Source organism: Rhizobium sp. 2YAF20, from assembly GCF_052114685.1.
Classification (GTDB): domain Bacteria; phylum Pseudomonadota; class Alphaproteobacteria; order Rhizobiales; family Rhizobiaceae; genus Rhizobium.
Genome location: NZ_JBFRFF010000001.1, coordinates 320,882 through 336,573, shown reverse-complemented (window position 1 = coordinate 336,573; position 15,692 = coordinate 320,882). Strand labels below are relative to the sequence as shown.

Here is a 15,692-nt window from a genome sequence, read left to right as displayed (position 1 = left end):
TTAGTTTGCGCCCCCTTCGAGGTGCCCGACTTCGGCAATGACCTCGTGCACCTCGTCGTCCTCGACGCCGAGATAGGCAGCGATCACCCGCGGATCGTTCTTGACGTGGTCCGGGGTTCCGTCGGAAATCTTCTGGCCATATTCGAGAACGATAACGTGATCGGAAATCTGCATCACCACCGACATGTCGTGTTCGATCAAAAGGATCGACGTGCCCGTGTCAGCGCGGATGCTGCGCAGCAGTGCGTTGAGTGCGGCCGATTCACGCGGATTGAGACCGGCGGCCGGCTCGTCCAGGCAGAGAAGCTCTGGCCCCGTGCACATGGCGCGGGCAATCTCCAGCCGGCGCTGGGCGCCATAGGGCAGATCGCCGGCCGGATCGTCGGCGCGATCGATGAGATCGGCCTTGTTCAGCCAATAGCGCGCAAGCTCGACGGCAGCAGCGGCTTCCTTCTTATAGGGGCCGATGTTGAGAAGGCCGAGGATGGTATAGCCGGACGCCTTCATCAGCTTGTTGTGCTGGGCGACAAGCAGATTTTCGAGCACCGTCAGCCCGGAAAACAACCGGATGTTCTGGAAGGTGCGGGCGACCTTGGCATCCTTGGTGATGAGGAAGTCGGGCAGTCGCTCGAGAAGATGTTGCTTGCCGCTCTTCTGGTGCATGGTGATCATGCCCATCGTCGGCTTGTAGAAGCCGGTGATGCAGTTGAACACCGTGGTCTTGCCGGCACCGTTCGGGCCGATCAGCGCCGTGATGTCGCCGCGCTTGGCCTCGAACGAGAAATCGTTGATGGCCATCAGGCCGCCGAAGCGCATTGATAGGTGCTCGACCCTGAGCAGGACGTCGTCCGGCATTGCTTGTGAAGTTGAGGTGACGAAGGCCATCAGCCGTGACCCTCCTTGGTGAAGCTTCCTGAAATCGTCTTGCGCTCCTTGAGGAAGGCTGTTGGTTGTCGGGTGCCGACGAAGCCGCGCGGTTTAAACAGCATGACGACGATCATGGCGAGGCCGAACAGCAGCATGCGGTAGAGTTCCGGCGTGAAGTCAGGCCCGAACACGACTTTGAGGAAATCCATCTCGCGCAGCACCTCGGTGCCGCCGATCATGACGACGGCGGCAATGGCGATACCGGTCAGCGAGCCCATGCCGCCGAGAACGACGATGGCAAGGATGACGGCCGATTCCATGAAGACGAAGGATTCCGGCGAGACGAAGCCCTGGCGCGCAGCAAAGAAGGAGCCGGCGAAACCGCCAAACATCGCGCCTGTTGCGAAAGCCGTGAGCTTGGTCGTCACCGTGTTGATGCCGAGCGAACGGCAGGCGATCTCGTCTTCACGCAGCGCCTCCCAGGCGCGGCCCAGCGGCATGCGGCGCAGGCGGATCGTCACATAGGCGGTCAGCATGCACAGCAGAAGTGCCAGGTAGAACAGGAAGATCTTGTAATAGGCAGATGAACTCGGCAGCCCGAAGGCCTTGGTGAAATTATTGGCCGCGCTGACATCGAAGGAATAGATGCCGAACATCGAGGCCTTGGCGATGCCCGAAACGCCGAACGTGCCCTTGGTGACATCAGTCCAGTTGACCAGCACCAGACGGATGATCTCGCCGAAGGCAAGCGTGACGATGGCCAGATAGTCGCCGCGCAGCCTCAGCACCGGGAAGCCCAGAATGACGCCCCAGAGACCAGCGAAGATGCCAGAAAGCGGCAGCAGGATCCAGAACGACAGGCCGAAATAGGTCGACAGCAGCGCGTAACTATATGCCCCGACCGCATAGAAGGCGACATAGCCGAGGTCGAGCAGGCCGGCGAGGCCGACGACGATGTTGAGCCCCCAGGCAAGCATCACATAGATGAGGATCTGGATGCCGAAGTTGTCGACGAACTTCAGCGAGCCCTGCGGGCCATAGAGCCAGACGACCACAGGCGGATAGAGCACCATGGCAATCAGCGCGATCTTCAGGAAATGCGTGCGGAAGAAGCCCTTCTTGTCCGAGATGTCGAGTTCGCCACGCTTGGCCTTGTTGAGCTTGCGGGCATCGAGATGTGGACGAAGAAACACGATCGTCAGGAAGCGCCCGACGGCGGCGACAACAACGAAGATCGCAAGCAGCCCCCAGCGCTGGACGATGATCAATTCGTTGTTGATGTTCTGGTCGGTCTTCAGACCGATGTAGAGAACGAACATCCCAAACGAGATCAGGGCGGCAAAAAAAGCTTCGATTAACCCCTTGCGGACAAGTCCTGTCTCGGGCTTGCCAACAGCAGTGCTTGAATTTTCCATGGCGTTATACCTTCTCGACTTCCGGCCGCCCGAGAATACCGGTCGGCTTGAAGATCAGGACGAAAGCGAGGATGGCGAAGGTCGCTACATCCTTGTACGCAATGGTGAAATAGGCCGACCATAGCGACTCGATCAGCCCGATCATCAGCCCGCCGAGGACGGCGCCGGGCAGCGAGCCGATACCGCCGAGAACGGCTGCCGTAAAGGCCTTGACGCCTGGAACGAAACCATCCGTGAACGAGGCAACGCCATAATACATCAGGTACATCGTGCCGGCCACGGCGGCCAGTGCCGCACCCATGACGAAGGTGATCGAGATCGTCTTGTCGACATCGATGCCGAGCAGCGCCGCCATCTTGCGGTCCTGCTCGGTGGCGCGCTGGGCGCGGCCAAGGGCCGTGAAGTTGACGAGATACCAGAAGATCGTCAGCAGCACCGCGGTAATGGCGATGATGATGATCTGCTTTAAGGAAACCGATATGCCGGCGACGTTATAGACGTCGCGCACCAGCGCCGGGATCGGCTTGTTGCGCGGGCCCTGGGAAACCTGGATGAAGTTCGACAGCGTGATCGACATGCCGATCGCAGTGATCAGCGGCGCCAGCCGGAACGAGCCGCGCAGCGGCCTATAGGCAACCCGTTCGATCGTCCAGTTCCACAGGCTCGTCATCAGCATGGCGACCACGAGCATGACCAGAAGGATCACGGCAACCGGCAGGCCGATGAAGATGGAAGTGAGGACGAGATAGACGATGAGGGCGGCAAATCCGCCGAGCATGAAAACGTCGCCATGGGCAAAATTGATCATGCCGACAATGCCATAAACCATCGTATAGCCAATAGCGATCAAGCCATAGATGGATCCGAGAGTCAGCCCGTTAAGGAGCTGCTGGACGAAGTACTCCATATGTCATTTCCCCTGGACACGAATTTTTTCCGCATCTCTTATTAATTAACGTCTGCCCGTAATACAGGCATCCATTTTCACGATTCCATACCGGTTTCGAAGGAAATGTGAAGACAAAAAGGCTGCCAATTGAAAAATTCTTTTCAAAACGTGGAAAATGGCGAATTTCGAGCCATAAATTACAGAAAATCGGCAGCCTCTGACACAAAACTAGCCAGAATCGTCCTAAAAAAGAGTCAGCTCCTCAAGTGGGGCTAACAGAAACGGGCCCTGCAGGGCCCGTCGTCTCAACTTTTGCGGGTGCCCGCTCAGGAGCGCATGCGCGACCCATCGGCGTCGAACAGTGCCTGCGGTTGCAATGACGCCGGCAGCATCTCGCCGAGAAGTTCGATCGACCAGCCGTCAACCTCATCGGCGATCTCTTTCGGGATATAGCCGATCGCGACCGAAACGCCTGACGCATGCGCATAGCCGCCAGAGGTGACCCAGCCTTTGACCGCGCCCTTGTGATAGATCGGCTCGTCGCCGATGACGTCGGCATCTCTTGCCGACAGGATGAAGGTCTTCAGTCGCATTGTGCCGCCTTCGACCTGTTCCTTTTTGGCCGCTTCCTTGCCGATGAAATCCGCGTCCTTCGACAGTGCGACGAATCGGCCAAGTCCGGCCTCCAGCGGCCCATAGAGCGGGCGGAACTCGCGCGACCAACTGCCATAGGATTTGTCGAGGCGAAGCGCATTGAGCGCGCGCAGGCCAAACGGCTTGATGTCGAATTCGCTGCCCGCCTCCATCAATAGATCGAACAGGTAGCTCTGGTACTCCGGCTTCATCCAGAGCTCGAAGCCGAGATCGCCGGTGTAGGACACGCGACCGACAATCGCCGGCGCCATGCCGATATCCATCCGGCGGATCTGCATGAACGGAAACGCCTGATCGGACAGATCCTGATGTGTCAGTTTTTCCAGAAGCTTACGGGCATTCGGGCCGGCAATCGACAGCCCCAACAGCGATAGCCCGAGCGCCGTCAGCACCACAGAGCCATCCTTCGGCAGCAGATCCTCGAACCAGCGCATGTGGTAGGATTCGGCAATCCCCGAACCGATCAGCAGGAAATCGCCCTGCCCGAGTTTTGCAAGCGTGAAGTCGCCGATGAGTTTGCCGTCGTGCTTCAGCATCGGCGCCAGCGTCATTCGGCCCACCGCCGGGATGCGGCAGGTGACCAGCCGGTCGAGCCAGGCTTCCGCACCTGGACCTTTGACCGTGTACTTCGCAAAGCCCGAGGTTTCCATTAGGCCAACGCTTTCACGAACCGCCTTGGCCTCAGCGCCGACGACATCGAAGTCGTTGGAACGTCGCCAGGAGAACTTGTCCTCCTCGCCCTTGGGCGCAAACCACAGGGCCTGCTCAAGACCGTAGGATGCGCCGAAGATGCCGCCTGCCGCCTTGAGCTTGTCGTAGATCGGCGTGGTCAGCAGCGGCCGGCCTGCCGGCAATTCCTCGTTGGGATAGCGGATCGAGAAGCGGCGCTGATAGTTCTCGCGCACCTTGGCATTGGTGTAGCCGAGTGTCGCAAAATCGCCGTAGCGCGAAACGTCCATGGCAAACACGTCGAAGCCCGGATCGCCGTAGATCATCCAGTTGGCAAGCGCCAGACCGACGCCGCCGCCCTGGCTGAAGCCGGCCATGACGGCGCAGGCCGACCAATAGTTCGTCATGCCGCGAACCGGGCCGACCAGCGGATTTCCGTCGGGCGAGAAGGTGAAGGGACCGTTGATGATCTTCTTAATACCGGCATTGTTGAAGGCCGGGAAGTGGCGAAAGCCGACTTCGAGTTCAGGCGTGATGCGCTCGATATCTTCGGCAAGCAGCTCATGGCCGAAGTCCCAGGGCGTGTTCAGCGGCGACCAGGGGCGGCAGGCCTTCTCATAGGTGCCCATCAACATGCCTTGGCGTTCCTGGCGCAGATAGATTTCGCCGTCGAAATCGACGCAGTGCATCAGCTCCTTGCCGCTGGACCTGTTGAAGTCCATGACCTCCTGCATGTCCTCGGTGATGAGGTACATATGCTCCATGGCGAGCACCGGCAGCTCTAGCCCGACCATGCGACCGACCTCGCGTGCCCAGAGGCCGCCGCAGTTGACCACATGCTCGGCGATGATCTCGCCCTGATTGGTGATAACGCGCCAGGACCCGTCCTCGCGCTGCACCAGATCCTCGACCTTGGTATGCAGGTAGATGTCGGCGCCGTTCTTCTTTGCGGACTTGGCATAGGCGTGCGTCGTGCCATAGGGGTCGAGATGACCTTCGACCGGGTCGTAGAGAGCGCCGACGAACTGGTCGGGGTCGAGAAATGGCATCATTTCATGCGCTTCTTTTGGCGTCAGCAACGTCGCTTCCAGACCGTTGTAGCGGCCCTTGGCGAGAATCGATTTCAGCCAGTCGAAACGCTGAGGGGTCGCTGCCAGCATCAGGCCCGAGGTCATATGCAGGCCGACGTCCTGGCCGGAATATTCCTGGATCTCCTTGTAGAGCTCGACGGTATATTTCTGCAGCTTTGCGACGTTAGGATCGCCGTTGATAGTGTGCATGCCACCGGCTGCATGCCATGTCGAGCCCGACGTCAGTTCGGAGCGCTCAAGGAGAACCACGTCGGTCCAGCCGAACTTGGTCAGGTGGTAGAGCACCGAGCATCCGACGACACCGCCGCCAATGACGACGACCTTCGTATGGCTTTTCATGTAAAATCTCCGGTTGCATGCGTCTCTGCCGAGCGCAATCGAAATAGAGTGGAATCTGTCGCTTTTCGTTGGCTACGATGGATTTGCTGTGCCTATCAGTCAGGCAGAAAATCCGGGTCGACCCGTCGAATTGAGGATGAGCCTAGTGGCATTCCCGCCCATCAAATAGCCCGAACTGCGAAGCCAATCTGCTCATTTGCGCCATCGCGATTGTCCGGATCGCGCCATCCGCTTAAGCCGTGAAACCGGCCGTCAACGCGAATTCGCGCCCCATCTCCATCATCTCCTCGAAGACGGTGCCGGCGAAGGATCGCATGACCGCAATCTCGAATGTATCGGCGCCGGTGCGGGCGACATTGGCGCTGACATGGCAGCAAAGCATGGTGCCAGATTGGCCCTCGGCAAAGACTGAGGGATGCAGGTCGACCGGAACGCATTTGGCGAGAATCCGGCGCACGCTCGGGCCGGAAATGCGCAGCAGCGTGCGCCCGTCGCTCTGTTCGAAAAATGAAACGCGCTCCGTATCCAGCATCGCGAAATCGCGGGCAAGGCTTTCGACGCCGATTGTCTCCGCGACTGCCAGCCATTCGCCCGGACCGACGCTGCGCACCGAGACTTCGTCCATCGCCGTCAGCGCGGCGTGAACCCAGGCTTCGTGCCCCGCATGGGCAAGGACGCAGAAGATGACGGGCTGGCGGACGACGGCCACATGGTTCGGGTTCGGACGAGCCTCGAAGCCGGCGATATGATCTTCGAGCACATGCCGGTTCGTGAAAGCGACACTCATGACAGGCTCCTCAAACATTCAGCTTCTTGTTTTCGGCATCGACGAAGACCGGACTGCAAACCTCGGCAAGGATTTCCTCGCCGCGCAAACCGTCCCAGACGACAATCTTCTCGCCAATCCGTTCGCGCCCCGATTTCAGGAAGGCAAGCGCGATTGAATGGCCAAGTACCGGCGAAAAACAGACCGAGGAAACATGGCCCTGATCGTTCGCGGTCGAAGGCTTTGCGCCCTCTTTCAGGAGGTGTGCCCCGGCCTTGATTTCCTTGGCCGTATCGACCGGCTTCAGCCCGACAAGCTGGATCCGGTCGGCAGCCGTGAGGCCGAAGCGGGTGGACAGCCGCTTGCCGATGAAATCCACCTTCAGCGTCGACATCATCCGGCCGAGACCGACATCGTCGGGCGTCGTGCGGCCATCGAGTTCATTGTGGGTGACGTGGCCCTTCTCGATGCGCAGCACGTTCAGCGCCTCAACGCCATAGGGCGAGATGCCATGCGCCTTGCCCGCTTCCATGACAGCGTCCGCGACCGCTTCGCCGTAGCCTGCAGGAACCGCCAGCTCGAAGGCGAGCTCGCCCGAAAACGAAATGCGGAAAAGCCGGGCCTTGGGACCGCCCTTCAACGTCACCGTCGCAGCAGCAAGGAAGGGGAACGCCTCGTTGGAGATATCGTCCTCGATCAATTGCTGCAGCACCACGCGGGCTTTCGGTCCAGCCACCGACATCTGCGCCCATTGATCCGACGATGAAACGAAACGGACGTCGAGATCGGGCCACAAGGTCTGCGAGCAGAATTCCATATGGGTCATCACTTCGCCGGCATAGGCCGTGGTCGTTGTGACAAAGAAGTGGTTTTCGGAAAGCCGAGTGGTGGTGCCGTCGTCGTAGACATAGCCGTCCTCGCGCAGCATCAGCCCGTAGCGGGCCTTGCCGACCGGCAGCTTCAGGAAAGCATTGCTGTAGAGCCGGTTCAGAAATTCCGCCGCGTCCCGGCCGAAAACCTCGATCTTTCCGAGTGTCGAGACATCGCAGATGCCGACATTGGCGCGAACGTTCAGTACCTCGCGGTCGACGCTCTCGCGCCAGCCTTTCTCGCCATCGCGCGGGAACCAGGACGAACGGTACCAGGCGCCCGCCTCGACGAAGATCGCGCCGTTCTTCTTTGCCCAGCCGTGCAGCGGCGATTGCCGAACGGGGCGCGCATGCCTGCCGCGCGCCGCGCCGGCCATGACCCCGAAGGAGACAGGAGTGTAAAAGGGGCGGAAGGTCGTGGTGCCGACGGCAGCAGGGCTGACGCCGCGCATACCGGCGATGATGCCCGCAGCGTTGACGTTGCCAAGCTTGCCCTGGTCGGTTGCCATGCCGTTGGTCGTGTAGCGCTTTGCGTGTTCGATATGGCCGAAGCCTTCGCGCAGCGCCAGGCCGAGATCCTTGGCATGGACGTCGTTCTGGAAATCGATGAAGGCCTTGTCCTTGGCACCGGGCACATGCCAGACCGCTGCAAAAGACGGATCATATTCGCCTTCAACCTCGGGAAGATCGGCTTCTGCAGCCGAAAGGCCGAGGCTCGTCAAAACGGTCGAGGCCCTGCGTGCGCCGTCCGCCAGGCAGCCGGCAATGGTCTCGACGCCGGCAACTGAACCGGCAAGCTCCAGCTCGCCACCGACGGTCGGCGCCATAAAGGCCTGCTTCTCATCCGACCATACGGGCTTGGCACCGCGCTGGCAGGCCAGATGGATGATCGGCGACCAGCCGCCCGATACGGCAAGCGCGTCGCAGGCGACCAGCTCATCCAGGCCGCCCCGATCGACAATCAGCCCCTCGATCCGGTATTTGCCCTTGGTGGATATGACGCTGCCGCCGTGAATGACGCGAACGCCCCCGGGCGCAACCTCGTTGGTGCCCGCGCGCGTATCGACGATCGCCGCGATCTCGACGCCCTGCGCCGCGAGGTCCTGTGCCGTGCGGTAGCCGGAGCCGCCATTGGTGAAAACCGCGACCTTTTGCCCGACGGCGACACCGTATCGGTTGAGATAGCTGCGCATGGCGCCGGCCATCATCACGCCGGGACGATCATTGCCGCCGAAGACGAGCGGCCGCTCTTCGGCGCCCGTTGCAAGGATCGCCCGCTTGGCAGCAATGCGCCACATCCTCTCGACCGGCAGTTCCGGCGATGGCATCGCGACGTGCTTCTGGACCTTTTCGACCGCGCCGAATACGTTGTCGTCGTACCAGCCGAAAATCGTCGTGCGCGGCATCAGTGTCACGTTTTCGAAGCTGGCAAGCTCCTCGAGGATAGACTGAGCGAAGGCGTCGGCGCTAAGCCCGCCGATCGACAATTTCTCGCTCAGCAGCGATCCGCCGAGGCGAAAGCCTTCGTCGGCCAGAATGACGCGAAGACCGCCGCGGGCCGCCGTTAGCGCAGCCATCAGGCCGGCCGGGCCAGAGCCGACCACCAACAGATCGCAATGCGCCCAAGCCTTCTCATAGCGGTCGGGATCGGCCTGCATGACGACCTTGCCGAGACCCGCCGCGTGCCGGATGAAGGGCTCATAGACCTTCTCCCAGAAGGCCGCCGGCCACATGAAGGTCTTGTAGTAGAAGCCGGCCCCGAGAAATGGCGACAACAGGCTGTTGAGCGAGCCGATGTCATATTTCAGCGACGGCCAGCGGTTCTGGCTGACCGCGGCAAGACCTTGGTAGAGCTCGGCGACTGTCGCACGCGTATTCGGCTCGGTGCGGCCTCCTGAGCCGATCGAGACAAGCGCATTCGGCTCGGCTGAACCCGCCGTGACGACGCCGCGCGGCCGGTGATACTTGAAGCTGCGTCCGACGAGCAGCTGGTCGTTGGCAAGCAGCGCCGAGGCAAGCGTATCGCCGTCAAACCCCTTCATTGCCTTGCCGTCAAAGGTGAAGTTGAGCGGCTGGCTGCGATTGACAAGGCCGCCGGAGGCGAGACGATAGGCGCTCATCGGGCAACCTCCCTTGCCTTGTCGGCGGCATCGGTGACGGAAAACACTTCGTGCGTGACGTTGCTGCGGTCGACGACCAGCCAGCGGCGGCAACCGGAGGCGTGATGCCAATATTCGAGATAGCGGCCGCGCGGATTGTCGCGAATATGGACGTAGCGATGCCAGGCTTCGTCGGAGGCCGATGGAGACGGCCGCGTCACCGAGGCATCGCCACGGATCGTGAATTCTTCCTTCGGGCGGATGCCGCAATGCGGGCAGGTAATCAAGCTTGCCATGATATCTCAACGCTCGTGAAGGTTCGGGCTCAATGGAGGTTCGGCTGCGGGCCCTTGCCGCTTTCGTCGATCTCGAAACCGCGCTCGAAACGATCGAGGCGCAGCAGGCGGCTGACATCGTGGCTCTCGTTCTTGGCGATCAGATGCGCAAAGCAGAAACCCGAGGCAGGCGTCGCCTTGAAGCCGCCGTAACACCAGCCGCAATTCAGGTAGAGATTGTCGATCGGGGTGCGATCGATAATCGGAGAACCGTCCATGCTCATGTCCATCACGCCGCCCCAGGTCCTTAGGACGCGCACGCGTGACAGCCCCGGAATGAGCGCCACACCCTCTTCGATCGTATGTTCGACAGTCGCAAGGTTGCCGCGCTGCGCATAGGAAGCGTAGGAATCGAGGTCGGCACCGAAGACGAGACCGCCCTTGTCCGACTGCGAGATGTAGAAATGGCCGGCACCATAGGTGATGACGTTGTCGAGCACGGGCTTCAGCCCCTCGGAGACGAAGGCCTGCAGCACATGGCTTTCGATCGGCAAATCGAGTTCGGCCATGCGCCCGAGCGTCGATGTATTGCCGGCGCCGGCAAGGCCGAGCTTGCTGCAGCCGATGAAGCCGCGTGACGTCTCTACGCCGGTCACACGACCGTTTTCGCGGCGGATGCCGGTGACTTCGCATTGCTGGATCAGATCGACGCCGCGCATGTCGGCACCGCGCGCATAGCCCCAGGCGACTGCGTCGTGACGCGCCGTGCCGCCGCGCCGCTGCAGCAGACCGCCGAGGATCGGGAAGCGCGCATGGTCGAAATTGAGATAGGGCATCATCTTTCGGACCTGCTCGCGGTCGAGCAGCTCGGCGTCCACGCCGTGCATGCGCATCGCGTTGCCGCGCCGGGCATAGGCATCGCGCTGTCCGTCGGAATGGATCAGATTGACGATCCCGCGCTGCGACACCATCGCATTGTAGTTGAAATCCTGCTCCAGCCCTTCCCAGAGCTTCATCGAAAGCTCGTAAAGCGGTTCATTGCCCGGCAGCATGTAGTTGGAACGGATGATGGTCGTATTGCGCCCGACATTGCCGGAGCCGATGTAGTTTTTTTCAAGCACCGCAATATTGGTGATGCCGAATTCCTTGGCGAGATAGTAGGCCGTGGCCAGCCCATGCCCGCCGCCGCCGACAATGATCACGTCGTAATGCGGCTTCGGTTCAGGCGTGCGCCAGACCGGCTGCCAGTTGCGGTTTCCCGAAAATGCGTTCTTCAGGATCGAAAATGCTGAATAGCCCATGCGATGACCCAGGTCTCAAATCGAGCTGCACCTTCGCATATGCGATGGAAACGACAAGCCCGGATAGGACACAAAAATCGCCAAATGAGACATCGTCCGCTTTTCACCGGGGGATGGTGAGATCGACGGAAAGTGTATCCGAAAGAGCACGCCGCGACGAAGCCGAATGTGCACAAACCCGCCGCTTCGAAGCAGATCGATTGCGAGATCAAGTTGCAGCAGCTACAGCCAAAAAACGTGATGCAACCCGACCCTGAACATAGCTGTTAAGACTTCTTACCTATTGTATCATCAGCATCGAAACGTACCGGACGCGGAAATCCGGCGGAAAGACGATAGTAAATGCTCGCGACGTTCGAACAAGCGGCACTGGAAGCAGGAAAAGCAATCCTCGAAATCTACCGCGGCGGCTACGCAGTCGCGCTGAAGCAGGATCTTTCACCCGTGACGATCGCCGACGAGCGCGCCGAGGAAATCATTCTCGGTCATCTTCTGCGAGACTTTCCCGACATCCCTGTCATCGCCGAAGAATCCGTCGCAGCGGGGAGAATTCCTGATATTCGCGGCAAATCATTCTTTCTTGTCGACCCGCTCGATGGCACGCGTGAATTCGTCGAGCACCGCGACGAGTTCACCGTCAACATCGCCTATATTTACGAAGGCGTACCCGTCGCAGGCATCGTCTATGCGCCCGCCATTGGTCTCGCCTTTACAGGCGAAGCCGGCAACGCGGAGAAGCTGGTCATCGACGAGAACTTCCGCATTACCGATCGCGCGGTCATCCACGTACGCCTGCAGCAGGAAAATCTGCTCGCGCTTGCGAGCCGCTGCCATGGAAGCATCAGCACCGACGACTTCATGGCTGAAAATGCGGTGACTGCCTGCACGACGATCGGGTCGTCGCTAAAATTTTGCCTGCTGGCGGAGGGAAAGGCCGACGTCTATCCCCGCTTCACCCGCACCATGGAGTGGGATACCGCGGCCGGAGACGCCGTGCTGCGCGCTGCCGGCGGCACCACTGTGATGCTGGACGGTATGCCGCTCAACTACGGCAAGACGGATCAATCCCATGACAGCGATTTCGCCAACCCCAATTTCGTCAGCTGGGGCGGACGGCAAAGGCTCGCCGTCGCATAGCGACGCCTGAAACTGCAGTAAATCCAACAAAAGCGGTTGCTGACCGTCCCCGCTTGCCAGGCCCGGCATAGAGTCTCCCACAACCACATCGAGGGAGATGAGCCTTGTGCGACCAAACCACCAATCTTGCCCTGCCCTAGATCATGCCGCCGCAGGCGCAGAAGCATGTCACCCACAACGAGATCCTGCAGCTGCTTGACGCAGTCGCTCAGCTGACGATCGCTGGACTTGCCGCCGCACCGCCACAAAGCCAAGCCGAAGGCGCCTGCTACCTGATCGACGCGGCAGCCTCCGGCGCCTGGGCCGGAAAATCCGGCCCGATTGCGCTGCGCGTCGACTGGGCGTGGGTCTTCATACAGCTGCGCGACGGCTGGCGGGCCTGGTTTCAGTCCGACACCCACCCACGTAGCTATCAAGGAGGACAATGGCAGGAGCAGGCGTCCGCCGGCACCGTACTGATCTCGGCATCAACACGACCGCCGATGCGACCAACAGACTTGCGGTGAGCGCAGCAGTCACGCTCTTCAACAATGCCGGCACGGACACCAGATCAAGGTCAACAAGCAGGCCTTAGTCTACACCGCTTCATTGCTGTTCCAGACAGATTGGTCAGGCGGGGCCGAAATGGGAATTGCCGGCAGCGATGATTTCGTCGTCAAGGCCAGCCCGGATGGAAATAGCCGGCTGACGGGCCTTCAGGTTTCGTCCAAGGGCGTCGTCACGACGCCCAGTCTCCCGCAGGTTTGTCCCTCTCTCGTCGGAACAGCTTCGACGCCGGCAAATGGTACCAAGACAGGCTTCTGCCAGTTGACGATGACCCAGGGCGGCTTCGCGCTTGGCGATACGCTCGGTGGCACACTTGGAAACCGTCTCTCGGTGCCGGTCAGCGGAGACTATCTCCTGACGCTGAACGCCAGCCTCCCGTCATCAGCAGGTCATACCGTCAGTCTTGTCGCCAACGGCACGACCGTCTCGGCAACCACCGGCGCTCCGGCGACCACGGTTGCCCTCCGCCAGAGCGCCACAGGGATGGCAAGCCTTGCAGCCGGAGATCGCCTGAGCTTGCTTCATGGCGGTACGGCACAATTCGAATTCGGCAGCGGAAAGACGGAGATCGTCGCCCTTCTGCTATAACAGCCTGTAGCGATAGGCGCGCGCCACTGCCTGCATGCGATTGACCGAATTGAGCTTGCGCATCGCGCTCTTCAGATAGCTCGCCACGGTATGGGTCGAAAGCGCGAGGATGATGGCAATCTCCTCGCTGCTCTTGCCTGCTGCCGACCATCGAAGGCATTCGACTTCGCGATTGCTCAACCGCTCGACCGGCTGCTCGACGGCTTTGCCATATCGCACGAAGGATTCGAGAATCTGCATCGAGCTATAGACCAGTTCCATGCTCTCCTGGCGCGAAAGCGCCGGCCGATTGCCGGAAAAGGCGAAAATATAATGCCGAAGTGCGACGTCATGAAGGCTGAATGCGAAGGTGCGGCGCAGGCCATGTCCGGCAAACTGCGTATCGAAATGCTTGCCTTCTCCATTCGCGGCCTCGACATCGAATCCCGCGCAATCGCAGAATACCGGCATGTTGGTCCGCTTCATTGCCTGAATCATCTGACTGCGATGAAAAAGATCGGCGTTGGAATAGTCGTCGACGAGCGCCTGCGGCCAGTTGCAGGCAATCTGGTTGTCGGCAAAACCGGCGCTGTCGCCGCGCGGAAAATGGGCCATCAGGAAATAGCCGAAACCCGCCTTTTTGGCCGCCTCGTCAAGCAGCCGACCGTGCGGCGCAGACAAGGCCGAAACCGCCAGCGGCAAGGTGTCCTGTGCGCTGCGGCGAACTATATTTGCACTTTCTCTCATCGTCGACGCTCCGGAATGTCGGGCAGCCTCCGGTCATATTTCGTCGAAAAACAAAGACTTCGCCCCACCTTGAGAAAAGGCTGGGACGTTTGGCCAAGTATTCGAGCTGAAATTCTGAGATATGGGGAAACGGCTTCGGCATTCATTCTTGAATTGCTGCCCTTATATTATAGAACACTCATATTCTATAATGGTTATTACGCATGGCTCCCATGCGCTGAGCTCAAATTCCCGCCGGGTAAGGCCGATGGTTATTCTGGCCTACCGCAGCAAATCAACTGCCCGGCAAACTCCTTAAAATTGTTATCAAAGTGTTACTACGCGCTTAGGCAATTTTTAAATGTGGCAAGCTACAGTGCCCAATGTGGTCTTGAGTATGTGTAGAGAGTCCAATGACCGAAATGATACGACCCCGAGTGAAGTATGTCATCGGCCCCGATGGCAGCCCACTGACGATTGCAGATCTGCCTCCGCCCAATACCCGGCGTTGGGTGATCCGTCGTAAGGCTGAGGTTGTCGCGGCCGTGCGCGGTGGTTTGCTGAGCTTGGAAGAAGCCTGTGACCGTTATACGCTCACAGTTGAGGAATTCCTGTCCTGGCAGTCCTCCATCAGCAGCCACGGCCTGGCTGGCCTGCGCACGACGCGCATCCAGCAATATCGCCACTGATGGGTCTCGCCCTCCTTTCCCATTGATCCCGTTTGGTTTTCCGGCCCTGCAGCTTCCTTGAGAAGATCAGCAGAGAGCCGGAGATTGATTGCTGAGCGGGTAAGAGACCGAAGGCCATACCGCGCAAATGCGGAAGCCTTCCACCGGTCCAGGCGGCCGTTCTTGTTCGATCGCGACGAGCAGCGCATCCATCACAGACCACCTGGATAGTTGCTGCACGACGTGATCGAAGATGAGTGAGCCGCTCCCCCGCCTCCCCTCCTGCAACGTCGCAATCGCCAGCCTGACGATCTCGCGCATCGACAGGAAAACTCAACTGTCGGTGACGGTCACCGCGGTTCGACCGTCGCCGTTTACGCGAAAAACACGATGATCGCGAGAAGTGACAACGTCTCGCTGAAAATATTATGTATCGAAACGATCCATCGGCGGCCCGTTGGCAGCCGCAACATTGCGTGTAAATCTAATGCCACGCAGCCGTTTCGAAGGAAGATCCATGGATATCCGCAATGAAGAGACCGGGTCGGGCGGTCGATATATTGCCACGCTCGAGGGCCACGAGGCCGAGATGACCTATTCGCGGACATCGCCGAAGCTGATCATCATTGACCATACCGGCGTTCCCGATGCACTTCGTGGCAAGGGCGTCGGCCAGGCGCTCGCTCTCCATGCGGTCGAGGAGGCAAGAAGGAACGGCTGGAAGATCTTTCCTCTATGCCCGTTCTTCCGAGCGCAGGCGCAACGCCATGGAGAATGGCGCGACGTGGTCAATCTCTAGCGATCCATTTCGGAA

Annotated in this window: 14 protein-coding genes; 5 read left to right on the top strand and 9 right to left on the bottom strand. The window is 60.0% G+C overall.

Features of this window, described 5'->3' with window-relative positions; genetic code table 11:
* The 8 genes from AB4Z52_RS01580 to AB4Z52_RS01545 form a co-directional block, all read right to left on the bottom strand.
* Positions 1–885, bottom strand: coding sequence for an ABC transporter ATP-binding protein (locus tag AB4Z52_RS01580; RefSeq protein WP_442216141.1), 885 nt, complete (start codon positions 883–885; stop codon positions 1–3).
* On the bottom strand, positions 885–2,282 hold the full coding sequence (livM, locus tag AB4Z52_RS01575; protein ID WP_442216140.1) for a high-affinity branched-chain amino acid ABC transporter permease LivM: 1,398 nt from the start codon (positions 2,280–2,282) through the stop codon (positions 885–887). The genes AB4Z52_RS01580 and livM overlap by 1 nt, the downstream gene beginning before the upstream one ends.
* Before the next feature lie 4 nt (positions 2,283–2,286).
* Entirely contained in the window at positions 2,287–3,189 is a 903-nt protein-coding gene (locus AB4Z52_RS01570) for a branched-chain amino acid ABC transporter permease (protein WP_442216139.1), read from the bottom strand.
* Between the two features lie 308 nt (positions 3,190–3,497).
* Positions 3,498–5,924, bottom strand: coding sequence for a GcvT family protein (locus tag AB4Z52_RS01565; protein WP_442216138.1), 2,427 nt, complete (start codon positions 5,922–5,924; stop codon positions 3,498–3,500).
* Between the two features lie 232 nt (positions 5,925–6,156).
* Complete coding sequence (locus tag AB4Z52_RS01560; RefSeq protein ID WP_442216137.1) at positions 6,157–6,711, bottom strand: sarcosine oxidase subunit gamma; 555 nt, start codon at positions 6,709–6,711, stop codon at positions 6,157–6,159.
* A gap of 10 nt (positions 6,712–6,721) precedes the next feature.
* A complete protein-coding gene (locus AB4Z52_RS01555) occupies positions 6,722–9,679 on the bottom strand; it encodes a sarcosine oxidase subunit alpha family protein (protein ID WP_442216136.1) in 2,958 nt (985 codons plus the stop codon).
* Positions 9,676–9,954 carry a sarcosine oxidase subunit delta gene (locus AB4Z52_RS01550; protein ID WP_442216135.1) on the bottom strand — a complete coding sequence of 93 codons (279 nt, stop codon included), beginning with the start codon at positions 9,952–9,954 and terminating at the stop codon, positions 9,676–9,678. The genes AB4Z52_RS01555 and AB4Z52_RS01550 overlap by 4 nt, the downstream gene beginning before the upstream one ends.
* Before the next feature lie 29 nt (positions 9,955–9,983).
* Positions 9,984–11,234 (bottom strand): sarcosine oxidase subunit beta family protein, encoded by a 1,251-nt coding sequence (locus tag AB4Z52_RS01545; RefSeq protein WP_442216134.1) that lies wholly within the window; start codon positions 11,232–11,234, stop codon positions 9,984–9,986.
* Positions 11,235–11,576: 342 nt separating this feature from the next.
* Here AB4Z52_RS01545 and cysQ point away from each other — a divergent pair, with 342 nt between their 5' ends.
* The 3 genes from cysQ to AB4Z52_RS01530 all read left to right on the top strand — a co-directional run bounded on the left by cysQ (position 11,577) and on the right by AB4Z52_RS01530 (position 13,505).
* Positions 11,577–12,371 carry a 3'(2'),5'-bisphosphate nucleotidase CysQ gene (cysQ, locus tag AB4Z52_RS01540; RefSeq protein ID WP_442216133.1) on the top strand — a complete coding sequence of 265 codons (795 nt, stop codon included), beginning with the start codon at positions 11,577–11,579 and terminating at the stop codon, positions 12,369–12,371.
* Between the two features lie 143 nt (positions 12,372–12,514).
* A complete protein-coding gene (locus AB4Z52_RS01535) occupies positions 12,515–12,877 on the top strand; it encodes a DUF2793 domain-containing protein (protein WP_442216132.1) in 363 nt (120 codons plus the stop codon).
* A gap of 118 nt (positions 12,878–12,995) precedes the next feature.
* Positions 12,996–13,505 (top strand): hypothetical protein, encoded by a 510-nt coding sequence (locus AB4Z52_RS01530; protein WP_442216131.1) that lies wholly within the window; start codon positions 12,996–12,998, stop codon positions 13,503–13,505.
* Here AB4Z52_RS01530 and AB4Z52_RS01525 read toward each other — a convergent pair.
* Positions 13,500–14,231, bottom strand: coding sequence for a helix-turn-helix transcriptional regulator (locus AB4Z52_RS01525; protein WP_442216130.1), 732 nt, complete (start codon positions 14,229–14,231; stop codon positions 13,500–13,502). The genes AB4Z52_RS01530 and AB4Z52_RS01525 overlap by 6 nt on opposite strands.
* 392 nt (positions 14,232–14,623) lie before the next feature.
* Here AB4Z52_RS01525 and sciP point away from each other — a divergent pair, with 392 nt between their 5' ends.
* A complete protein-coding gene (sciP, locus tag AB4Z52_RS01520; RefSeq protein ID WP_111222512.1) occupies positions 14,624–14,899 on the top strand; it encodes a CtrA inhibitor SciP in 276 nt (91 codons plus the stop codon).
* Positions 14,900–15,395: 496 nt separating this feature from the next.
* On the top strand, positions 15,396–15,677 hold the full coding sequence (locus AB4Z52_RS01515; protein ID WP_442216129.1) for a GNAT family N-acetyltransferase: 282 nt from the start codon (positions 15,396–15,398) through the stop codon (positions 15,675–15,677).
* Positions 15,678–15,692: the final 15 nt, after the last annotated feature.

Coding starts and splice junctions, on each gene's coding strand:
- AB4Z52_RS01580 (WP_442216141.1), bottom strand. CDS start 885: ATGGCCTTCGTCACCTCAACTTCACAAGCAATGCCGGACGACGTCCTG.
- livM (WP_442216140.1), bottom strand. CDS start 2,282: ATGGAAAATTCAAGCACTGCTGTTGGCAAGCCCGAGACAGGACTTGTC.
- AB4Z52_RS01570 (WP_442216139.1), bottom strand. CDS start 3,189: ATGGAGTACTTCGTCCAGCAGCTCCTTAACGGGCTGACTCTCGGATCC.
- AB4Z52_RS01565 (WP_442216138.1), bottom strand. CDS start 5,924: ATGAAAAGCCATACGAAGGTCGTCGTCATTGGCGGCGGTGTCGTCGGA.
- AB4Z52_RS01560 (WP_442216137.1), bottom strand. CDS start 6,711: ATGAGTGTCGCTTTCACGAACCGGCATGTGCTCGAAGATCATATCGCC.
- AB4Z52_RS01555 (WP_442216136.1), bottom strand. CDS start 9,679: ATGAGCGCCTATCGTCTCGCCTCCGGCGGCCTTGTCAATCGCAGCCAG.
- AB4Z52_RS01550 (WP_442216135.1), bottom strand. CDS start 9,954: ATGGCAAGCTTGATTACCTGCCCGCATTGCGGCATCCGCCCGAAGGAA.
- AB4Z52_RS01545 (WP_442216134.1), bottom strand. CDS start 11,234: ATGGGCTATTCAGCATTTTCGATCCTGAAGAACGCATTTTCGGGAAAC.
- cysQ (WP_442216133.1), top strand. CDS start 11,577: ATGCTCGCGACGTTCGAACAAGCGGCACTGGAAGCAGGAAAAGCAATC.
- AB4Z52_RS01535 (WP_442216132.1), top strand. CDS start 12,515: ATGCCGCCGCAGGCGCAGAAGCATGTCACCCACAACGAGATCCTGCAG.
- AB4Z52_RS01530 (WP_442216131.1), top strand. CDS start 12,996: ATGGGAATTGCCGGCAGCGATGATTTCGTCGTCAAGGCCAGCCCGGAT.
- AB4Z52_RS01525 (WP_442216130.1), bottom strand. CDS start 14,231: ATGAGAGAAAGTGCAAATATAGTTCGCCGCAGCGCACAGGACACCTTG.
- sciP (WP_111222512.1), top strand. CDS start 14,624: ATGACCGAAATGATACGACCCCGAGTGAAGTATGTCATCGGCCCCGAT.
- AB4Z52_RS01515 (WP_442216129.1), top strand. CDS start 15,396: ATGGATATCCGCAATGAAGAGACCGGGTCGGGCGGTCGATATATTGCC.